Below are 17,018 nucleotides of genomic sequence, written 5' to 3'. Positions count from 1 at the left end.
GAATCCCCGCAGGACTTTTCCACGCAACCGCCGGAGGGAGCGTATGCGACGACGAGACGTGCTCCGTGCGAGTGCCGCTGCGGCCGCCCTCCCGTTCGCGAGCGCGACAGTCAGCGCCCAGCAGTCGTTCGAGCCGCTGGGCGTCCTCGACCTCGACGGAACGAAGGAAGTCGTCGTCGGCGACGCCGGTGAGACGGCGTACGTGGCGACGACCGACGGTATCGCGACCGTTGACATCTCGGACCCGTCGAACCCCGAACAGCTCGCGGGCGTAGCACCGCTGCTGGACGACCGCGAGGACGGCCCGATGGGGGAGGTCTACGACGTGAAAGTCGACGGCGACACCCTGATTGCGGTCGGTCCGGCGAACCGAGGGGACCTACGGGGCGTCGTCGTCTTCGACGTCAACGACCCCGCCAACCCCCGGCAGACGGCGTTCCACGAGACATCGTTCCCGATTCACAACGCCTACCTGCAGGACGGCGTGGCGTACCTGACGGCCAACGACTGGGCGAAGAACCCCGCCGTCTTCGTCGACGTCTCCGGGGACACCACCGAGGAGGTCGGGCGGTGGTCGAACGTCGACCACGACGAGCGCTGGCGGGACGTTCGCGCAGGGCTGCGGACGTGCCACGACCTCTACGTCCACGACGACACGCTGTACATCGCGTACTGGGACGCGGGCACGTGGCTGGTGGATGTCAGCGACCCCGCCGACCCCGAGTACGTCAATCACTTCGGACACTACGATGTCGAGGAGTTACAGAACGTCCCCTCGGGCGAGGCGCGCGCAGAGAGTCTCTCGGTCCCGGGGAACGCCCACTACGTCGCGGTGAACGAGGGCGCGTCCGTGCTCGCGACGGGTGCGGAGGCGTGGGACGTCGACACCGACGACGCCGACCCGGGGCAGGGCGGCATCGACCTCTGGGACATCGCAGACCCGCAGAACCCCGAGAAGTTGTCGTTCATCGCGCCGCCGCCGACGCCCGACGGCACCCGGTACGGGACGTGGACGACCAGTCACAACTTCGAGTTCCACGGCGACCGACTGTACACGTCGTGGTATCAGGGCGGCGTGAAGATTCACGACGTCAGCGACCCCGCGAATCCGGAGGAGATTGCGTGGTGGCGCCGGCCCGAGGAGGCGCGGTTCTGGACCGCGCAGTACGCGACCGACGAGGCGTTCGTCGCGAGCAGCATGGGCGGAGACGGGTATCCGGCGGGCGTCTACACGTTCCCGAACCGCGCGGGCGAGCAGCCCGACCCGCCGACGCTGGAGACGACGACAGTTGCGACGAGCACGGAGACGGCGACCGAGACGACCACGGCGACGACGACGGCGCCGACGGCGACCGAGACCACGACGACCGACGAGTCCGGAGGTGGCGTCCCCGGGTTTGGCGCGCTCGCCGCGCTCGCGGGCGTCTCGGCCGCCGCACTCGCCGCGTGGCAGCGGGACAGCGACGCCTGACGCAGGCGTTTCGAGACGAGAGGCGACGACGAAAATTCCCGTGGTTCCAGTCGAAACGGACGGGTTCAACACGAACGTTGCCTAGTGTCCCAACCGAAAGTACATCACTCGTGGAGCCCGAAGACCCGACTATGAGCGAGACAGCGGGAGCGGGGAGCTTCCACGAGCGCGTCGAGACGTGGCTCACCGCCCAGATGCCCATCATTCGGAGCCACGGCGGCACCAGCGCCGTCCGGAAAGCCGACCCCGCCGACGGCGAGGTCGTCGTCGAACTCGGGGGCGCGTGTTCGGGCTGCGGCATCAGCCCCCGTACGGCCCAGCGCATCAAGATGGACCTCGCCGACGAGTTCGACGAAATCGACGACGTGGTCGTCCGGTTCACGGACGGCGACGGCGGCGGCTGGGGCGGCGACCAGCCCGAGAGCTACATGGGCGTCGACCGCAACGAGGGCGGCCGCGGCGGCCGCGGTGAAGGCAGCCCGGACTCCGACTCCCACTTCTAGTCGTCGCTGACCGCAGCGCGCACGCGTTCGGCGACCGAGAGCGCTTTCTCCGAGAGGTCTTCGCCGACCAGCCCCGCGTCCACGCACTCCCGGAGTTCGTCCTCGTCGACGACTTCGACCGTGCCGTCGGCGTGTTTCACGACGTCGACGTGGAGGTCGACGTACCGGACCGCGTCCGGGAACACCTCGACGGGCGTGGAGACGTTCAGATACGTGCCTTTGACGTCGCCGTCCTCGCTCTCGTAGACGGTCGGGTACCACCAGTTTCCTTCCGTGAATCGCGTCGTGGCGACGTCGCCGTCCTCGCGGGGGACGTCGAGTTCGTCGTAGACGCCGCCCGCGGTCATCTCCCGGCGGACAGTGACGCGGCCGGCGTCGCGGTCCCGGTCCGTGACCTCGCCGCGTCCGATGGTGATGAGGCGGCCGTCGGGCTTGCCGTGCTCGATAGCGACGAGGTCGCCCTCGGTCGGCCCGAACTGGTCAGTGACCGCGCCGAACGGGAAGCCGTCCGTGCTCGCGCCGAGCGCCTCCGCGAAGTCGACGGCGCCGCTGGCGGCCTCGCTGCCGGCCTTGACGCGGTGGTGGCCGTCCATCGTCTCCGTGACTTCGCGGCGTGCGGCGTCGAGCGCGAACCGCGAGTCGCGACCGAACCACGTCCAAACGGTGCGCTCGGGCGCGGCGACGCGGTGGGGTGCGGTGTCGCCGGGTGCGGGCGCGTCCGCGAGCGCGTCCGCCAGCCGATTCGCCAGTGAGACGGTGTCGTCGAGGGCGTCCCCGAGCGCGTCCATGCTCGCGCCGTCCGCGGCGTAGTGCCACTGGACGCCCCACTTGTCGGGAACGTCGGCGGAGAGCAGTTCCGTGGTGCGCGCGAGTTCGTGGTTCCGGGAGCCGTCCGGCGTCCCGGCGACGAGCGCGTCCACACCGCGTTCGAGGCTCGCGAGCCCGCCGATGGCGCGCACGTCCGTGCCGACGACCGAGCGGTCGTCGAGCCACCACGGGTTCGGGTCGTGGACCTGCACGCGGACGTGGTCGCCCTCTTCGACGTGCTGGTCGGCCGCGTCGAACGGCAGGTATCCCTCGTGGTCGTCCGCGAGTGCGACCACGGCGCCGCCGCGGACGGTGCGCTCGACGACGCCGTTGAAGATGGCGCCGCGGGCCGCGCGGTCCGGCCAGACGAACGTGTCGATGCCGGTGTCCTTGACGACGGCGAGCACGTCGCTGGCGGCGTCCTGACTCCCGGAGACGCCGACGCCCTGCCGGTCGGGCGTCATCCAGACGTCGACGTCGTAGGCGGCGTCCTCGAAGTCGGCGTCGAAGCGCTCGCGAATCGGCGGCGACGCGTCCACCACGTCGAAGCCCGCGTCGAGCAGGCGGCGCGTGAGCGCGGTGCTGTAGATGCCGCGGACGCGAACCCGAGTCATTCGAGGCGGCCCCGTTCGCCGGCGAACCGCACGCGGGCGTCGACGGTCGGCCCGAGGGTCAGTTCCACGACCGTCGGCTCACCGTCTGCTTCCTCCAAGACGCGCGCGCCCTCGACGTACGCGCCCCACGTCTCGAAGCGCACGAACCCGCGCACGTCCTCGCTGTGCGTGAACAGGTCGACGTAGTCGAGGTCGTGTTCGGGGTAGTCCGACCGCGAGTGCGTGAGGTCCATGTCCGAGTAGACGACCGCGCGGCCCTCGAAGAAGGACTCGACGCTGCGGGCGTCCTCGCGGGCCTGCGCGGCGACGTCGTCCTCGACGGCTGCGATGTCGTCCTGGGAGAGTCCGGCGTCCCGGAGCGCCGCCCGGGTCCGCTGGTCGAAGAGCATACTCGCCTTTCGGCGTGCGGGGTTTTCAGCGTTGCCGCCCGGGAAAACGAATTGCCGAGCGAACGACCATCGGCGTGCCAGTCTCGAAAGCCCTCGGGCGGCTCGCGCACGCTGCACGACATACCGCTCGCTGCGCTCGCGGTAGGGGGTCGTGCAGCGAGCGAGTGAACGCGAGCCGCCCTCGCCCTTTCGTCCGCCAGGACAGCAGTGTCGGCGCTGTCGCTGCCGGCCGTCGAAATCGCAGTAGCAGTCGAGGCGGCGTCAGTCGTCGGCGGCGGCGGGCGTCGGCTCGGCGCTCGCGTCGGGTTCCTCGGCTTCGGCGTCGTCTCGTCGGTTCGACTCGGGTGTCGGCGGCGCGGAGTACAGCAGGCCTCGACTGGGACTGTGTGGCATACGCACACTGGAACCCGGAAACACGGATAAGGCTGCCCCTTAAGGTAGTCAGTAGCATACAAGGAGGGTCGGCGACGCCGCGAACAGACTCAAGGGGGCGGCAGAGAAAGGAGGCCACTATGTCGACTGACCGGGACCCAGTCCAGCGCGCGAACGAGGGTGGCGAAGACCTCTACGACGTGGCGACGTGGGAGCCACGCACGACGCTCGACCGGTTCTCGTCGTGGCTGTACGGCGGCATCGTGACGAGCGCGCGTGCGAGCGTCGTCGCGCTCGCAGTGCTCATCGTTCTCGCGCAGTTCGCGGCGGCGCTCGGCCTCGTGTTCGTCGACAGGCCGGTCGTCGCGCTGTACGTGCTGCTGTCGGTGGTGCCCGCGCTCGGGATGGCGGCGTTCGTCTGGAAGGCCGACGTCACGAAACGCGAGCCACTGGAGTTGGTCGTGGTGACGTTCGCGTTCGGGTTCCTGTTCGCGGGGTTCGCGGCCGTGCTGAACACCGTCTTCTCGGGGCTGTTCCTCGGGTCGGTGACCGCGGACGCGCCGCTGTGGGTGACCGTGCTGGCCCCCGCGCTGTACTACTTCCTCATCGTCGGTCCGGTCGAGGAGACCGTGAAGTGGCTCGCGATTCGGCTGTACGCGTTCCGCAGCGACCGCTTCGACGCGGTGGTCGACGGCGCGGTGTACGGCGCGGTCGCCGGCCTCGGGTTCGCGACCATCGAGAACGCCATCTACATCGGCCGCGAGGTGGTGATGGCCGCCAGCGCCGCGGGCACCACCGCGGCCATCGATGTCGGCCTCCAGACCGCCGCCGTGCGCACGCTGGCGGGCCCCGGCCACGTCATCTACTCGGCGTTCGCGGGCTACTACCTCGGGCTCGCGAAGTTCAACCCCGACGACGCCGGCCCCATCATCGTGAAGGGGCTCGTCATCGCCGCGGTCATCCACGCGACGTACAACACGGTCGTGACGAACCTCGGCATCGTGACGGACACGCTGGGTCTCGCACCAGGCCTGGTGTTCCTCGGGTTCGTCGTCGTCTACGACGGCACGCTGTTCTACGTGCTCTACCGGAAACTCGTGGCGTACCGCGCGGCCTACGAGCGAACCGACGCCGGCCGCTACGACGAGAGCGAACGCGAGCGAACGCGAGAAGACGCGGACTTCCTCGTCAGCGGCCTCGACGACGAAGACAGTAGTTAGTAGGTATCGAGGCGTTCGACGTACTTCGCGACGACGTCGACTTCGACGTTCACGCGGTCGCCGGGCGACCGCTCGGAGAGCGTCGTGAGGTCGTAGGTCGTCGGCACCACCGCGACCGAGAACGTCCCGTTCTCGTCGTCGACGTCGGCGACGGTGAGGCTGATTCCGTCGAGCGTAATCGAGCCCTTCTGCGCGACGTACTGCTCGTGGCCGTCCGGAAGCGCGAACGTGAACGTCCAGTCCTCGCCGACTTCCTCGACGGCGACGACTTCGGTGGTGGTGTCGACGTGGCCCTGCACGATGTGGCCGTCGAGGCGACCCTCGGCAGGGAGCGCGCGTTCGAGATTCACTTCGTCGCCCTCGCGGACCTCGTCGAGAGTGGTGGCTTCCAGCGTCTCCGTCGCGGTGAACGCGGTGAACCAATTATCTCCGTACTCCTCGACAGTGAGGCAGACGCCGCCGACGCTGACGCTGTCGCCGTGCTGGAAGCCGCTCAGGTCCCCCGTCGCGATGCGGATGCGGCGGCCGTCGGGTTCGTCGACGACGCGCTCGACGGTGCCGGTCTCCTCGATGATGCCGGTGAACACGCTACCAGATTCGTTATCCGTAACGAAAACGCTGTGGTTTCGGACGGGCTTATGTGACGCGAGCGCCGAGGGGGAGTTGTGAAACTCCTCGACGCCATCACGCTCGCTGTGGCAGTGGCGTTCGCCGCGCCGGCCGCGCTGTTCGGCGTCGAAACGCTGCTCGCGGGCGACTCGACCGGGTGGGTGTTCCTCGGGTTCGCCGCGGGCATCATCGCCTTCGAACAGTACGTGACGATGCCGACGGACGTTCCGATTCTCGCCGCACAGAAAGCCACGGACGCGGTCGTCGAAGACCCCGACGACGAAAATCAGTAGTCCGGCTTTGGGACGACCGACCGCGGGAAGGCACCGACTCGCTCGACGCCGTCCTCGGTGGCGACCGCGAGGTCCGCGACCCACACCGTCTTCTCGGCGTCCAATTCTGCACGAACCGCCAGCACCGCGCCCGCCTCGATTGCGTCCTCGCTCTCGGGGCGCTCGCGGCGTTCGAGGCCGACGCCGTGAACTGTGCCGGTTCCCGCAGTCGGCGGAAACCCGTACGACCCCAGTTCTGCGGTAACTTCCTCCGCGGCCGCCGCGACGGTCGTCTCCCCGATGTCCACGATGTCGATGCCGGCGTCGACGGCGTACTCGCCGGCGAGCGTCGCGCGGCGCTCCCACCCGCCGTCGCTGTCCGCGACGAACGTGCGCGCGAGACAGCCGTGGTAGTCGTCAACGCGGGGCGTGACGCGAATCGGAACGGGGTCGCTGGCTCCAATCGACCCCTCGGCCGCGACGACCGTCTCGGGGTCAGCGCCCGCCCGCGCCATCGCTGCGTTCGCGCTGCGGCGCACGCGCTCGGCAGTCACGTCGCCCGCGTCGTCCGCGAGCGGGTCGTCAGCGGCCTCCGAGAGGAGTTTCGCGGCCGCCGCCACTCCGGCCTCGGCGGCGGCCTGCGCGTCCCGGAGCGCGGCGAGTTCGCCGTCGGTCTTCCGTTCTCTCGCGCGCAGGTGGGCGTCCGTGGAGGCCACGTCGACGCCGGCGTTTTCGAGGTAGAGTGCGGCGTCGTGGGGGAGCGAGCGGGGAGCGAGCACGCTGTCGGCCACGAGGTCCGGGAGGCGCTCGGCGGGCGTCGCTACGGGGTCGAGAACAGAGACGTCGGCCCGGACAGTGACGTAGTCGGGAAGCGGACGCTCGGGGACAACGGCGACGCGGCCGGCGTAGACGACGGCCGCACGGCACGGGAGAGCGGCGCCGCTGAAGGCGCGTACGAGCGGGTCGTCGGCGGGGCCGACGACGACGAAGGCGTCAGCGCTCGCGTCGGCGAGCGCGCTGTCCAGCACCGCGGGCCGCATTCACGGGAGGTGGACTGGCGTGTCGGCTTCGAGGGCGTCGTCGAGGGTCTGGCCCGTCTGCTCGCCGTACAGCAACACGTCGATGGGGAGCGTCGGGGCGCCGTTGATGAGGTTCTGGAGGAGCACGAGGCGTTCGCGCGCCCGGCTCATGCCGACGTAGAACACGCGGCGCTCGTTGTCCGTCAGAATCGGGACGGGGCTCGTCTTGGACGTGAACTCGATGCCCTCCGGGATGTCCTCGGGGTCCGCGGTGGCCGCCATCTGCTCGACGACCTTCTCCGTGAGGTCCGTGGAGACGAACACGTGGTCGGCCTCGCGACCCTTCGCGGAGTGGATTGTGCCGACGCGCACGCGGTCGGGGTCCATGCCGCGGTAGTCGCCCTGGAAGTACGCGTCGATGCTCTGGCGCTGGTAGCGCGTGACCTTCCGGAGCATGTCCGCGGCGGCCGAGGGCCCGGGCACGAACGGCACGTAGTCGCGGATGAACTCCGCGGTGAACGTGAGTTCCGTGAGGTCGGTGTCCTCGCCCTGCGCCTCGTCGATGGCCTCACGGAGGTCGTTGCGCTCGCGGGTGCCGAACGCCGAGTCCTGCAGCATGTCCATCAGGCGGCGCGCCTGCAGGCCGTCGATGGGGTCGTCGTGTTCGAGGGCTTCGACCGCGGAGATGTACTGCTGGAGGCGGTCCGTCCAGAGGCGCTGGTCAGTCAGCGCCTTGAACGGGATGCCTTCGCCGATGAACTCGTCGACGAAGTCGAACAGCTGGTAGCGCGCCCGGAACAGAATCATCACCGTCTCGTCGTCGGAGCCCTCGACGGTGCGGCGGACGTTCCGCACGAGGTCCAGCATCGACGGGCTCTCGACGGCCTCGACGCTCCCGCCCTCCTTGCGGGGTTCGAGGTCTTTCTCTTGGCGGGTGTCGATGTGGCTAATCTCCTGCTGGACGACTTCCAGCACTTCCGACGGGAGGCGATAGGAGTTCGGAAGCACCACGTCGTCGGTGACTTTCGTGTTCAGGAGGAGTTCGGGGTCCGCGCCCTGCCACGCGTAGACGACCTGGTCGTCGTCGCCCGCGATGAGCACGCGCTCCATGTGGGGACGCCACTCCTCGTAGACGTCGTACTGGAGGCTGGTGATGTCCTGAAACTCGTCGATGACGAGGTAGTCGACGTCGGGGAGCAGCGAGCGCTGCTCGACGCGTTCGAGCATGTCCGCGAAGCCGACGAGTTCGTTCTCGCCCTTGAAGGCGCGCCACGCCCGAATCGCCTCGGGGACGTCGTAGCGCTCGTCGCTGGACGGCCACGTCGGCGTGTACTTGTTGCCGACCTGCGCGTTCTCGTCGATTTCCGGCGGCAGTCGGACTTCCTCGTCGTTCCAGCGGAACGGGACGTCGTACCAGTCCGCGACATCGCGGCTGGTGCGCTGGAGCCACTGGGAGGTCGCGATGACCTTGTTCCCGAGTGTCGTCGAGCGCGCGGTGCGTCGCGACCCCGAGGAGTACTCGTCCTCGAAGGGGATGCCGTACTCCTCGCAGAACTCCTCTTTGTCGTCCTCGCCGACGACGTCGCCGCGCGACAGCCCGAGCAGCTCGTAGGCTTTCGCGTGCATCGTCGCGACGTTCCCGCGCAGCGAGCGCGGGTTGACGTCGAGTCGCTCGGCGAGCCGTTCGCGGACCTCGGCCGCTGCGGCACGCGTGTACGAGACGACGAGGATGTCGCGTACCTCCACGTCGTCGTCTTCCAGAATTTCCTCGACGTGGTCGAGGAGCGCGGTCGTCTTCCCGCTCCCCGGACCACCGAACAGCCGCGTGACTTCCGGCTCCGAGTCCGTCATTAGACAACTAGAGGAACCGAGACGGTATAAACCGCTTGAAATTCTCTGCTACGCGGACAGGAATCCCTACGTGCGGCGAGTAGACCTCGCCTCCCTGACCTCCGCGCCGTCGCGAATCTTGTCCTCGCAGTTGGGACACACGCGCGGGGCGCCTTGTTCGTTCGGCGTGAACACTCTCGCGTAGGCGTCGGTCACGAACGACCCACAGTTCTGGCACTCCGGCATGGCTTCACGACAACCTTTCTCAGGACCTGTCTTATGCGTGCTGGCCGTTCGAGCGACCGCGACGGCTACGTCGGCGACCACCCACACACTGTGCAGGTTCGCGCGTTGCCGTCGTGGAGCCCACCGCACTCCGGACACTGCTTCTTGTTATAGCTCTCCTCCCACGTCTGTGTCTCGTGGCCGCGGTCTTCGAGGAATTCGTCCAGAAGCGTGTCGTCGTCCGGAGGCGATGCGCTCGACATGATACGTGGTACGCTATGCCATACCACTACTTGAAAGTATCGAGGTGACAGCCGAGTACAACGTCAGGCCTTCACGAGCACCTTGATGGCCTCGCGCTCGTCCATCGCGCGGTAGCCCTCGTCCACGTCTTCGAGGTCGACGGTCTTCGTGAAGATTGGCGACGGGTCCAGCGTTCCCTGCAGGACATCGTCCATCAGTTCCTCCGCGTACGCGCGGACCGGCGCGACGCCGCCGTTCAGCGTGATGTTGTCGCTGAACATCGTGAACACGTCCAGTCCCTCCTCGGTGACGCCGTACGGCACGCCGACGTAGCCGACGGTGCCGCCGGGACGAGCGACGGCGATAGCGGTGTCCATCGCGGACGCCGCGCCGACGCACTCCATGACGTGGTTCGCGCCGCCGTGCGTGAGTTCCGTCGCGCGCTCGATTGCCTCGTCGCCGCGGGCGGAGATAGTGTCCGTGGCGCCGAACTCCTCGGCGAGTGCCAGGCGGTCCTCGTGGTGGCCCATCGCGATGACGCGCTCCGCGCCGAGGCGCTGGGCGGCGAGCACGCCGCACAGGCCGACCGCGCCGTCCCCGATGACGACGGCCGTGTCGCCCTCGCCGACGCCCGCGCTGACCGCGGCGTGGTGGCCCGTACCCATCACGTCCGTCAGCGGCAGCAGGGATTCGAGCGTGTCCTCGTCGTCGGCGTAGCGGTCGGGCACCCGAACGAGCGTGCCGTCCGCGTGCGGGCACTTCACGTACTCGCCCTGCCCGCCGCCGTTCTCGCCGCTCCACGACTCGTCTTCGACGCAGGACGTGTACAGGCCCTTCCGGCAGAACTCGCACTCCCCACACGAAATGGCGAACGGCGCGAGCACGCGGTCACCGGGCTGGACGGAGGTCACGTCCTCGCCGACTTCCTCGACGATACCCATCGGCTCGTGGCCGACGCGCGACCCCTCCTCGCGGTCGCTGTCCCCCCGGTAGAACCAGAGGTCAGACCCGCAGACAGCGGTGTGTGTGACTCGGATGACGGCGTCGCTGGGCGACTCGACTTCCGGCTTCGGGACGTCCTCGACGGCGATGTCGCCGGGACCCCGATAGATTGCTGCGCGCATACGCTCACTGCGTCCGCAGCGCGGAAAAAGCCACCCGGCCGGCGACGGCCTCGCCGGAACCGAGCGCGCGGTCGCTGGTCTCGGGGTGGGGCCTCAGAGGTCGTACAGTCCGGTGTACTTCTCGGTGACGTAGTCGACGAAGTGGTCGGCGTTGTACGCCTCGCCGGTCGCCTCCTCGACGAGTTCGGGCGTCGTGTAGCGCGCGCCGTGCTGGTGGACGTTCGCTTCGAGCCAGTCGGCGATGACGTCGAAGTTCCCGTTGCGCACCTTCTCGTCGACATCGCCGACGTCGGCTTCGAGCGCGTCGTAAATCTGGGCGGCGAGCACGCTCCCCAGCGAGTACGTCGGGAAGTAGCCGAACGAGCCGTGGCTCCAGTGGATGTCCTGCAGGCAGCCCTCCGCGTCGGTGTCGGGGCGGATACCGAGGTACTCCTCGTACTTGTCGTTCCAGCGCTCGGGCACGTCCTCGACGTCGAGGTCGCCCTCGATGAGTTCGCGCTCGATTTCGAAGCGCACGATGATGTGCATGTGGTAGGTGAGCTCGTCCGCTTCGACCCGGATGAGGTTGTCCTCGTACACCTCGTTGGCGGCCTCGTACGCCTCCTCGGGGGTGGCGTCCTCGATTTGCGGGAAGCGCTCTTTCATCGCGGGCAGGAACTTCTCCCAGAACACCCGCGAGCGCCCGACGTGATTCTCCCAGAGGCGGCTCTGGGACTCGTGAACGGTGAGGTCGCGGGACTCCCCGAGCGGGTTACCGTACTGCTCCCGGGGTAGACCGAGCGTGTAGCGGGCGTGCCCGAACTCGTGAATCGTCGACATCAACGCGTCCACAGGGTCGTCCTCGCTGAATCGCGTGGTGACGCGCGCGTCGAACTGGTTCCCGGTGGAGAACGGGTGCGGCGCGGTGTCGACGCGGCCGTGCTCGAAGTCGTACCCGAGCGTGTCCAGCACGTCGCGCGCGAGGTCCTCCTGCGTGTCCACGTCGAAGTTGCCTTGGAAGGGGTCCGCGAGTTCCGCGTCGCTCTCGCGGACGTCCTCGATGAGCGGCACGAGTTCCTCGCGGAGGCGTTCGAGCACGCGCTCGGCGGTGTCGAGGTCGAGGTACGGCTCGTAGTCCGCGAACAGCACCTCGTAGGCGGGCTTGTCGGGGTCGATGTGCTCGGCGTACTCCTTCTTCAGTTCGATGAGGTCCTCGAGAATCGGCGCGAAGATGGAGAAGTCGTCCTCCTCGCGGGCCTCCTTCCACTTCGGGAGCGCCGCGGAGGTCGTCTCCGAGATTTCCGCGACGAGGTCGCCGGGCACGCGGTCGGCGCGCTCGTACTGGCGTCGAATCTCCCGGACGACGGACGCCTGTTCGTCGGTGAGGTCGGCGTCCTCGAGTTCGGCCAGCCACTCGCCGACCTGTTCCTCGGTGAGCAGGTCGTGGGACAGCTCCGAGAGCGCGGATTTCTGCTTCGAGCGGGCGGGCGTGCCGCCCTCGGGCATCATCACTTCCTGGTCCCAGGAGAGCAGGCTGTTCGCGGCGTTGACGTTCGAGAGCTGTTCGTAGTGGTCGAGGAGCGCCTCGTAGGCGTCGGGGGCCTCTTCAGTGGCCTGCGTCGACATATCCTAGGCGTGCGCACCGCGGCCTATCAGGATTGCCCTCCCAGAATGCCGCTCGTGGGGGTTCCGCGTCAGGCCGGCCACGCACCCGCGACGCGACCGTAGACGCGGCGGCAGCGCGCGAGCACGTCCAGCGAGACGCTCTCGTCGGCGGTGTGCGCTTCACCGCGTTCGGCCGGCCCGCAGACCAAACACGTCGTCCCAGCGGCCGCGAGCCAGCCCGCGTCAGTCGCGTGAGGCTTCGCGACGTGCTCGCCGTCGCCGTCCTGTACGCCCTGCACGGCGTCGAGGACGCTGTTGGCGAACGCGGAGTCGTCGCAGGCCATCGGCGGGAGGTCCTGGTCGACCGTCCACGAGACGCCGTCGACGGCTTCGACCGCGCCGACGTCCGCACGCTCGCCCGGAACAGTGCGCTCGTCCACCGTAACTGCACAGGACTCGGGAATCACGTTCCACGCCGACCCGCCCTCGATTTCCGTGACCGCGACGCTCCCCGAGAGGTGTTGGCCGAGCACGTCCGCGTCGGGCGCGTCCACGTCACGGAGCACGTCCACGGCGTCGCAGGCGCGATAGACGGCGTTGACGCCCTCGCCGACCTCGCTGGCGTGGGCGGCCTCTCCCTCGGCGGTGACGGTGATCGCACGGCGACCCTTGTGCGCGACGGCGACGTCGAGTACGCCCGACTCGGAGTACCCCGTCGACCCCTCGCCGACGACGGCGTAGTCGGGCGCGAAGCCGTCGTCGATGGCGTGCTGGGCGCCCACGCCGCCCAACTCCTCGCCGGCGAACGACGCGAACGCGAGCGGAGCCTCCGGGTCTGCGTCCCGGAACGCCAGCAGCATCGCGGCGACCGCGCCCTTCATGTCTGCCGTGCCGCGGCCGTAGAGGCGGCCCTCGTCCTCGTAGACGACGTACTCGCCAGCGGCGGTTTCACCGCCTCCGTCTCGTTGCGACTGCGTCGCAACGCCGTCGTCCACCTGGGATTCGTCCGGCGGCACGACATCGTGGTGGCCGACGAGCGCGAGGCTGTCACCGTCAGCGTCCGGGTTGCGCCACGCGATGACGTTCCCGGCGTCGTCGCGCTCCACGTCGGCGTCGGTCTCCTCGCGGAGCCACGACGCGATGGCGTCGCCAGCGGCAGTCTCGTCGTCGTGGCTCGGAATCGACACGAGGCGTTCCGTGAGGTCGCGGAGTTCGCCCATCAGGTGGCGTGTCGTCTGCCTGTGGAATAGCAGTACCGCTCGCACCACCGACATACGCTCCGCGCTCGCTAGGACGGGAAATTGTCGTATCCGCGAACAACGACGTTAATTCAATTGGGCGATTACTGTCGACGAGATGAGCGTTCCGGACAATCCGGCAGACTGGCCGAGAATTACGGACCTATCTGTGCTTTCGCCGGAGAACATCAAGTACCGGAACACTGCGTTCCTCGCAGACGACAATCACCCCTACGAGGTCGGTTGGGGATTGTCCGAGAGTGAACTTCGTCGGAAAACATGGAACACGCGGAACGGCGACTTGCGAAAATTGATGCGGCAGTTCCCACGTGACGAGCCGCTCCGCAAGCAGTGCGCTCACTGGATGCACGCGATGGTCGGTGTTCACTTCTTCCCGGATGCGAACCACCGAACAGCGGCAGCGACGCTCCGGCGTCTGATGCGCGAAAACCAGATTGTCTGGAAGGAGTGGGACTTCCAACGGCTACAGGAAGCGCGAAAGACGTCCCACCAAATTCGACAGGAGATAGATGTCGTAACGATGTCCGACCTATACCGTGAGGACGAGCTGCACGCTGTTTGGTTCGAGTTCTTCGAAGACGAACTGGAAGTCGTACCGGAGTGAACTGTTACTCGCCAGTAGAGTCGTCAGCGAGTGCTTCGTAGAGTTCCTCGTTCTCTTCGACGTCACGGGCCATATCCCGTTCAGCCTCCCAGTCCATTCCCATGGCAGACTGTACGAGCGTGTCTGCTGAAATAGTTATTGGTGGAAACGGGGCCATGAACGGGACGAGACGAAGATGTCGGATGCCCGCTCCCAGCGAGACTCGTGTAACGGAATCCAGTACGGAGACGGCAGCGATGCCAGGCAAATACCCTTATCCGTGCGCCGCGACTACGCCGAGGTAACATGAACATCGTGCCCGACACGAGCGTCGTCGTCGACGGCCGCATCTCTCAGCGGGTCGAAGACAGCGAGGAGCGGAGCTCCTCGAGCAGCCGGACGTCGTCCGGCGACGGCGAGTACGAGGGCGACACCGTCTACGTTCCGGAGGCGGTCGTCGGTGAGGTCGAAGCGCAGGCGAACAGCGGTCGACAGACCGGCTGGGACGCCTTGGAGGAACTGCAGCGGCTCGTCGAACTCGCCGACGACGGGACGATAGAAGTGAAGTACGTCGGCGAGCGCGCCGGCGAGGAGGACATTCAGCGCGCGGCGGCGGGCGCCATCGACGCCATCATCCGGGACGTGGCGATGGAGTACGACGCGCGCCTGCTCACCAGCGACATCGTGCAGGCGGAAGTCGCGAAGGGGAAGGGCATCGACGTGGAGTACCTCGAACCGCTCGAACGCGAACTCGGCGAACTCGGCCTCGAACGGTACTTCGACGAGCAGACGATGAGCGTCCACCTCAAGGAGGGCGTGGTGCCGATGGTCAAGCGCGGCGAGGTCGGCGAAATCGAGTACCAGCCGGCGGGCGACGAGGAACTGGACATCGACACCATCGAGGAGTACGCCAACGAAGTCGTCACGACCGCGAAACGGGACGACGACGCGTTCGTCGAGCTCTCCGAGGAGGGGATGACCATCGCGCAGGTGCGGGACATGCGCATCGCCATCTCGCGACCGCCGTTCTCGGAGGCCGTCGAAATCACGGCCGTGCGCCCCATCGTGAAGACGACGATGGAGGACTACGAGCACGCCGACGAACTCCGCGAGCGGCTGCTCGAGCGGGACCGCGGTGTGCTCATCGCGGGCGCGCCGGGCGCCGGGAAGTCGACGTTCGCGCAAGCGGTCGCGGAGTTCCTCTCCGACCACGACAACGTCGTGAAGACAATGGAGAAGCCCCGCGACCTGCAGGTCGGCGAGGAGGTCACCCAGTACACGGAGCTGGGCGGCGAGATGTCCAAGACCGCCGACTCGCTGCTGATGGTGCGGCCCGACTACACCATCTACGACGAGGTGCGGAAGACCGACGACTTCGAGGTGTTCGCGGACATGCGGCTGGCGGGCGTCGGGATGGTCGGCGTCGTCCACGCCACGCGCCCCATCGACGCGCTCCAGCGGCTCGTCGGCCGCGTCGAGTTGGGGATGATTCCGCAAATCGTGGACACCGTCGTCTACATCGAGGAGGGCGACGTGGAGACCGTCTACGACGTGACGACGGAGGTGAAGGTACCCGAGGGTCTCATGGAGGAGGACCTCGCGCGCCCGGTCATCCAAGTGCGTGACTTCGCGACCGGGACGCCCGCCTACGAGATTTACACGTTCAACCGGCAGGTCGTCACGGTCCCACTCGAGGAGACCGAGGAGGCCCCCGAGTCCGGCGTCGACAAACTCGCGAAACAGGAGGTCGAACGCGAGATTCAGGCCGCGACCCGTGGCCCCGTGGAGGTGGACATCCGCGGCCCGAACGAGGCCGTGGTGTACGTCTCCGACGACGAGATCAGCCACGTCATCGGGAAGGGCGGCGGCCGCATCTCGGACATCGAGGAGCGCCTCGGCATCAACATCGACGTGCGCACGCTCGACGAGCGCACCACGGAGACCGCGGGCCGCGGTGACGACGAGCAGGCGGGCGGGAAAGTCGTGACGCCGGAGGTCACCTCCCGCCACATCATCCTGCCGCTGTCCGGCGACCGCGCGGGCGAGACCGTGGAAGTGCAGGCCGACGGCGAGTACCTGTTCACGGCGACAGTCGGCCGCGGCGGCGACATCCAGGTCTCGCGAGGGTCGGCCATCGCGGAGGAGTTAGAGCGCGCCATCGACCGCGAGCGGACGATTACGGTCGTGCCGAACGAGTAATCAGGCGGCTTCGGCGTCGGCGGACGCGTCCTCGCTTTCCTTCTCGCGGGTCAACTGGTAGAGGCTCTGCCGGGCGTCGGCGAAGTAGATGTCCTCGTCGACGACCCCGCGGTCTTCGAGCCGTTCGAGCGCGTACCGGACGGTTCGCGCGGAGAGCATGGTTTCCTCGACGATTCGCTTCTGCGTGAGGGGGCCGTCGTACTCGAGCACCTTGTAGACGAGCTTGGCGCTCGGCGGGAGGTCCTCCAGCACACTGTCGTCTTCAGCCATCATTACGTTTCGAAACACTCCACGCGCTTAAAACTGCGGGAGTGTCTCCCACGGACCGTCGTCGTCACGAGGAGCCGTTCGGCAAGCGAACACCTTTTGAGCGCGGCTCACGGACGTGTGGGTATGACAGAAACAGTGGACCCGACGGCTGCCCACCGGCGCAGCCTGAAGGTGACCACAATCGCCACCCTCGGCGGCGTCGTCGCGGCGTTCGCCTCGGAGGCGGTCGTCGCCAACCCGGCCAGCCGCACCGGGCTGTTGGTGTTGCTCGGCGTGGTCGCCGTGGAACTCGGGTTGATGCGCGCGACCGGCGTCGACATCACTGAGTTCTCGGCGAAAGACCACCTCTACGTCGGCTTCATGTCGTTCGCCCTCTGGTTCGTCACGTGGGGCGTACTGCTCTCTGAAGGCATCACGTTCTAACG

The 17,018-nt window shown here is 67.8% G+C and carries 18 protein-coding genes; 7 read left to right on the top strand and 11 right to left on the bottom strand.

What is annotated here, in order from left to right:
• Positions 1-43 precede the first annotated feature (43 nt).
• On the top strand, positions 44-1,471 hold the full coding sequence (locus AVZ66_RS00690; protein WP_058980826.1) for an LVIVD repeat-containing protein: 1,428 nt from the start codon (positions 44-46) through the stop codon (positions 1,469-1,471).
• Between the two features lie 131 nt (positions 1,472-1,602).
• A complete protein-coding gene (locus tag AVZ66_RS00685) occupies positions 1,603-1,974 on the top strand; it encodes a NifU family protein (RefSeq protein WP_058984600.1) in 372 nt (123 codons plus the stop codon).
• On the opposite strand, the gene AVZ66_RS00680 is transcribed toward AVZ66_RS00685, so the two are convergent.
• The 3 genes from AVZ66_RS00680 to AVZ66_RS17005 form a co-directional block, all read right to left on the bottom strand.
• Positions 1,971-3,395: a DUF402 domain-containing protein gene (locus tag AVZ66_RS00680; protein ID WP_058980825.1), complete on the bottom strand. Its 1,425-nt coding sequence runs from the start codon at positions 3,393-3,395 to the stop codon at positions 1,971-1,973. The genes AVZ66_RS00685 and AVZ66_RS00680 overlap by 4 nt on opposite strands.
• Positions 3,392-3,784 carry a hypothetical protein gene (locus tag AVZ66_RS00675; protein ID WP_058980823.1) on the bottom strand — a complete coding sequence of 131 codons (393 nt, stop codon included), beginning with the start codon at positions 3,782-3,784 and terminating at the stop codon, positions 3,392-3,394. The genes AVZ66_RS00680 and AVZ66_RS00675 overlap by 4 nt, the downstream gene beginning before the upstream one ends.
• 261 nt (positions 3,785-4,045) lie before the next feature.
• Positions 4,046-4,177, bottom strand: coding sequence for a hypothetical protein (locus AVZ66_RS17005; RefSeq protein WP_269432439.1), 132 nt, complete (start codon positions 4,175-4,177; stop codon positions 4,046-4,048).
• A 119-nt stretch (positions 4,178-4,296) separates the two neighbouring features.
• Between AVZ66_RS17005 and AVZ66_RS00670 the strand changes: the two genes are divergently transcribed.
• Positions 4,297-5,376, top strand: coding sequence for a PrsW family intramembrane metalloprotease (locus AVZ66_RS00670; RefSeq protein WP_058980821.1), 1,080 nt, complete (start codon positions 4,297-4,299; stop codon positions 5,374-5,376).
• Here the strand turns inward: AVZ66_RS00670 and AVZ66_RS00665 are convergent.
• Positions 5,373-5,963: a riboflavin synthase gene (locus AVZ66_RS00665; RefSeq protein ID WP_058980819.1), complete on the bottom strand. Its 591-nt coding sequence runs from the start codon at positions 5,961-5,963 to the stop codon at positions 5,373-5,375. The genes AVZ66_RS00670 and AVZ66_RS00665 overlap by 4 nt on opposite strands.
• 78 nt (positions 5,964-6,041) lie before the next feature.
• Here AVZ66_RS00665 and AVZ66_RS00660 point away from each other — a divergent pair, with 78 nt between their 5' ends.
• Complete coding sequence (locus AVZ66_RS00660; RefSeq protein ID WP_058980817.1) at positions 6,042-6,278, top strand: hypothetical protein; 237 nt, start codon at positions 6,042-6,044, stop codon at positions 6,276-6,278.
• On the opposite strand, the gene AVZ66_RS00655 is transcribed toward AVZ66_RS00660, so the two are convergent.
• The 6 genes from AVZ66_RS00655 to AVZ66_RS00635 all read right to left on the bottom strand — a co-directional run bounded on the left by AVZ66_RS00655 (position 6,272) and on the right by AVZ66_RS00635 (position 13,502).
• On the bottom strand, positions 6,272-7,297 hold the full coding sequence (locus AVZ66_RS00655) for a M24 family metallopeptidase (protein ID WP_058980815.1): 1,026 nt from the start codon (positions 7,295-7,297) through the stop codon (positions 6,272-6,274). The genes AVZ66_RS00660 and AVZ66_RS00655 overlap by 7 nt on opposite strands.
• On the bottom strand, positions 7,298-9,127 hold the full coding sequence (locus AVZ66_RS00650) for a UvrD-helicase domain-containing protein (RefSeq protein WP_058980813.1): 1,830 nt from the start codon (positions 9,125-9,127) through the stop codon (positions 7,298-7,300). It abuts the gene before it with no gap.
• Between the two features lie 290 nt (positions 9,128-9,417).
• Positions 9,418-9,594, bottom strand: a complete 177-nt coding sequence (locus AVZ66_RS16520; protein ID WP_197407702.1) for an HVO_0416 family zinc finger protein — start codon at positions 9,592-9,594, stop codon at positions 9,418-9,420.
• Between the two features lie 63 nt (positions 9,595-9,657).
• Entirely contained in the window at positions 9,658-10,698 is a 1,041-nt protein-coding gene (locus AVZ66_RS00645) for a zinc-dependent alcohol dehydrogenase family protein (RefSeq protein WP_058980812.1), read from the bottom strand.
• Between the two features lie 93 nt (positions 10,699-10,791).
• Positions 10,792-12,303: a carboxypeptidase M32 gene (locus tag AVZ66_RS00640; RefSeq protein WP_058980809.1), complete on the bottom strand. Its 1,512-nt coding sequence runs from the start codon at positions 12,301-12,303 to the stop codon at positions 10,792-10,794.
• Between the two features lie 68 nt (positions 12,304-12,371).
• Positions 12,372-13,502 (bottom strand): M20 family metallopeptidase, encoded by a 1,131-nt coding sequence (locus AVZ66_RS00635; protein ID WP_058980808.1) that lies wholly within the window; start codon positions 13,500-13,502, stop codon positions 12,372-12,374.
• A 136-nt stretch (positions 13,503-13,638) separates the two neighbouring features.
• Here AVZ66_RS00635 and AVZ66_RS00630 point away from each other — a divergent pair, with 136 nt between their 5' ends.
• Both AVZ66_RS00630 and AVZ66_RS00625 read left to right on the top strand, forming a co-directional pair.
• A complete protein-coding gene (locus AVZ66_RS00630; RefSeq protein ID WP_058980806.1) occupies positions 13,639-14,145 on the top strand; it encodes a hypothetical protein in 507 nt (168 codons plus the stop codon).
• Positions 14,146-14,430: 285 nt separating this feature from the next.
• Positions 14,431-16,323, top strand: coding sequence for a PINc/VapC family ATPase (locus tag AVZ66_RS00625; RefSeq protein ID WP_058980805.1), 1,893 nt, complete (start codon positions 14,431-14,433; stop codon positions 16,321-16,323).
• Here the strand turns inward: AVZ66_RS00625 and AVZ66_RS00620 are convergent, their stop codons facing one another.
• Positions 16,324-16,593 carry a winged helix-turn-helix domain-containing protein gene (locus AVZ66_RS00620; RefSeq protein ID WP_058984599.1) on the bottom strand — a complete coding sequence of 90 codons (270 nt, stop codon included), beginning with the start codon at positions 16,591-16,593 and terminating at the stop codon, positions 16,324-16,326. It abuts the gene before it with no gap.
• Between the two features lie 123 nt (positions 16,594-16,716).
• Between AVZ66_RS00620 and AVZ66_RS00615 the strand changes: the two genes are divergently transcribed.
• Entirely contained in the window at positions 16,717-17,016 is a 300-nt protein-coding gene (locus AVZ66_RS00615; protein WP_058980804.1) for a hypothetical protein, read from the top strand.
• The last annotated feature ends 2 nt before the right edge of the window (positions 17,017-17,018 follow it).

Source organism: Halobacterium sp. CBA1132, assembly GCF_001485535.1.
Lineage (GTDB): Archaea > Halobacteriota > Halobacteria > Halobacteriales > Halobacteriaceae > Halobacterium.
Note: the sequence above shows the minus strand (reverse complement) of the source record. Positions and strands in the feature narration are given on the sequence as shown.

Excerpts from the sequence above, each read along its gene's own strand:
- AVZ66_RS00690 (WP_058980826.1), top strand. The coding sequence starts at position 44 with ATGCGACGACGAGACGTGCTCCGTGCGAGTGCCGCTGCGGCCGCCCTC.
- AVZ66_RS00685 (WP_058984600.1), top strand. The coding sequence starts at position 1,603 with ATGAGCGAGACAGCGGGAGCGGGGAGCTTCCACGAGCGCGTCGAGACG.
- AVZ66_RS00680 (WP_058980825.1), bottom strand. The coding sequence starts at position 3,395 with ATGACTCGGGTTCGCGTCCGCGGCATCTACAGCACCGCGCTCACGCGC.
- AVZ66_RS00675 (WP_058980823.1), bottom strand. The coding sequence starts at position 3,784 with ATGCTCTTCGACCAGCGGACCCGGGCGGCGCTCCGGGACGCCGGACTC.
- AVZ66_RS17005 (WP_269432439.1), bottom strand. The coding sequence starts at position 4,177 with ATGCCACACAGTCCCAGTCGAGGCCTGCTGTACTCCGCGCCGCCGACA.
- AVZ66_RS00670 (WP_058980821.1), top strand. The coding sequence starts at position 4,297 with ATGTCGACTGACCGGGACCCAGTCCAGCGCGCGAACGAGGGTGGCGAA.
- AVZ66_RS00655 (WP_058980815.1), bottom strand. The coding sequence starts at position 7,297 with ATGCGGCCCGCGGTGCTGGACAGCGCGCTCGCCGACGCGAGCGCTGAC.
- AVZ66_RS00650 (WP_058980813.1), bottom strand. The coding sequence starts at position 9,127 with ATGACGGACTCGGAGCCGGAAGTCACGCGGCTGTTCGGTGGTCCGGGG.
- AVZ66_RS16520 (WP_197407702.1), bottom strand. The coding sequence starts at position 9,594 with ATGTCGAGCGCATCGCCTCCGGACGACGACACGCTTCTGGACGAATTC.
- AVZ66_RS00645 (WP_058980812.1), bottom strand. The coding sequence starts at position 10,698 with ATGCGCGCAGCAATCTATCGGGGTCCCGGCGACATCGCCGTCGAGGAC.
- AVZ66_RS00640 (WP_058980809.1), bottom strand. The coding sequence starts at position 12,303 with ATGTCGACGCAGGCCACTGAAGAGGCCCCCGACGCCTACGAGGCGCTC.
- AVZ66_RS00635 (WP_058980808.1), bottom strand. The coding sequence starts at position 13,502 with ATGGGCGAACTCCGCGACCTCACGGAACGCCTCGTGTCGATTCCGAGC.
- AVZ66_RS00630 (WP_058980806.1), top strand. The coding sequence starts at position 13,639 with ATGAGCGTTCCGGACAATCCGGCAGACTGGCCGAGAATTACGGACCTA.
- AVZ66_RS00625 (WP_058980805.1), top strand. The coding sequence starts at position 14,431 with ATGAACATCGTGCCCGACACGAGCGTCGTCGTCGACGGCCGCATCTCT.
- AVZ66_RS00620 (WP_058984599.1), bottom strand. The coding sequence starts at position 16,593 with ATGGCTGAAGACGACAGTGTGCTGGAGGACCTCCCGCCGAGCGCCAAG.
- AVZ66_RS00615 (WP_058980804.1), top strand. The coding sequence starts at position 16,717 with ATGACAGAAACAGTGGACCCGACGGCTGCCCACCGGCGCAGCCTGAAG.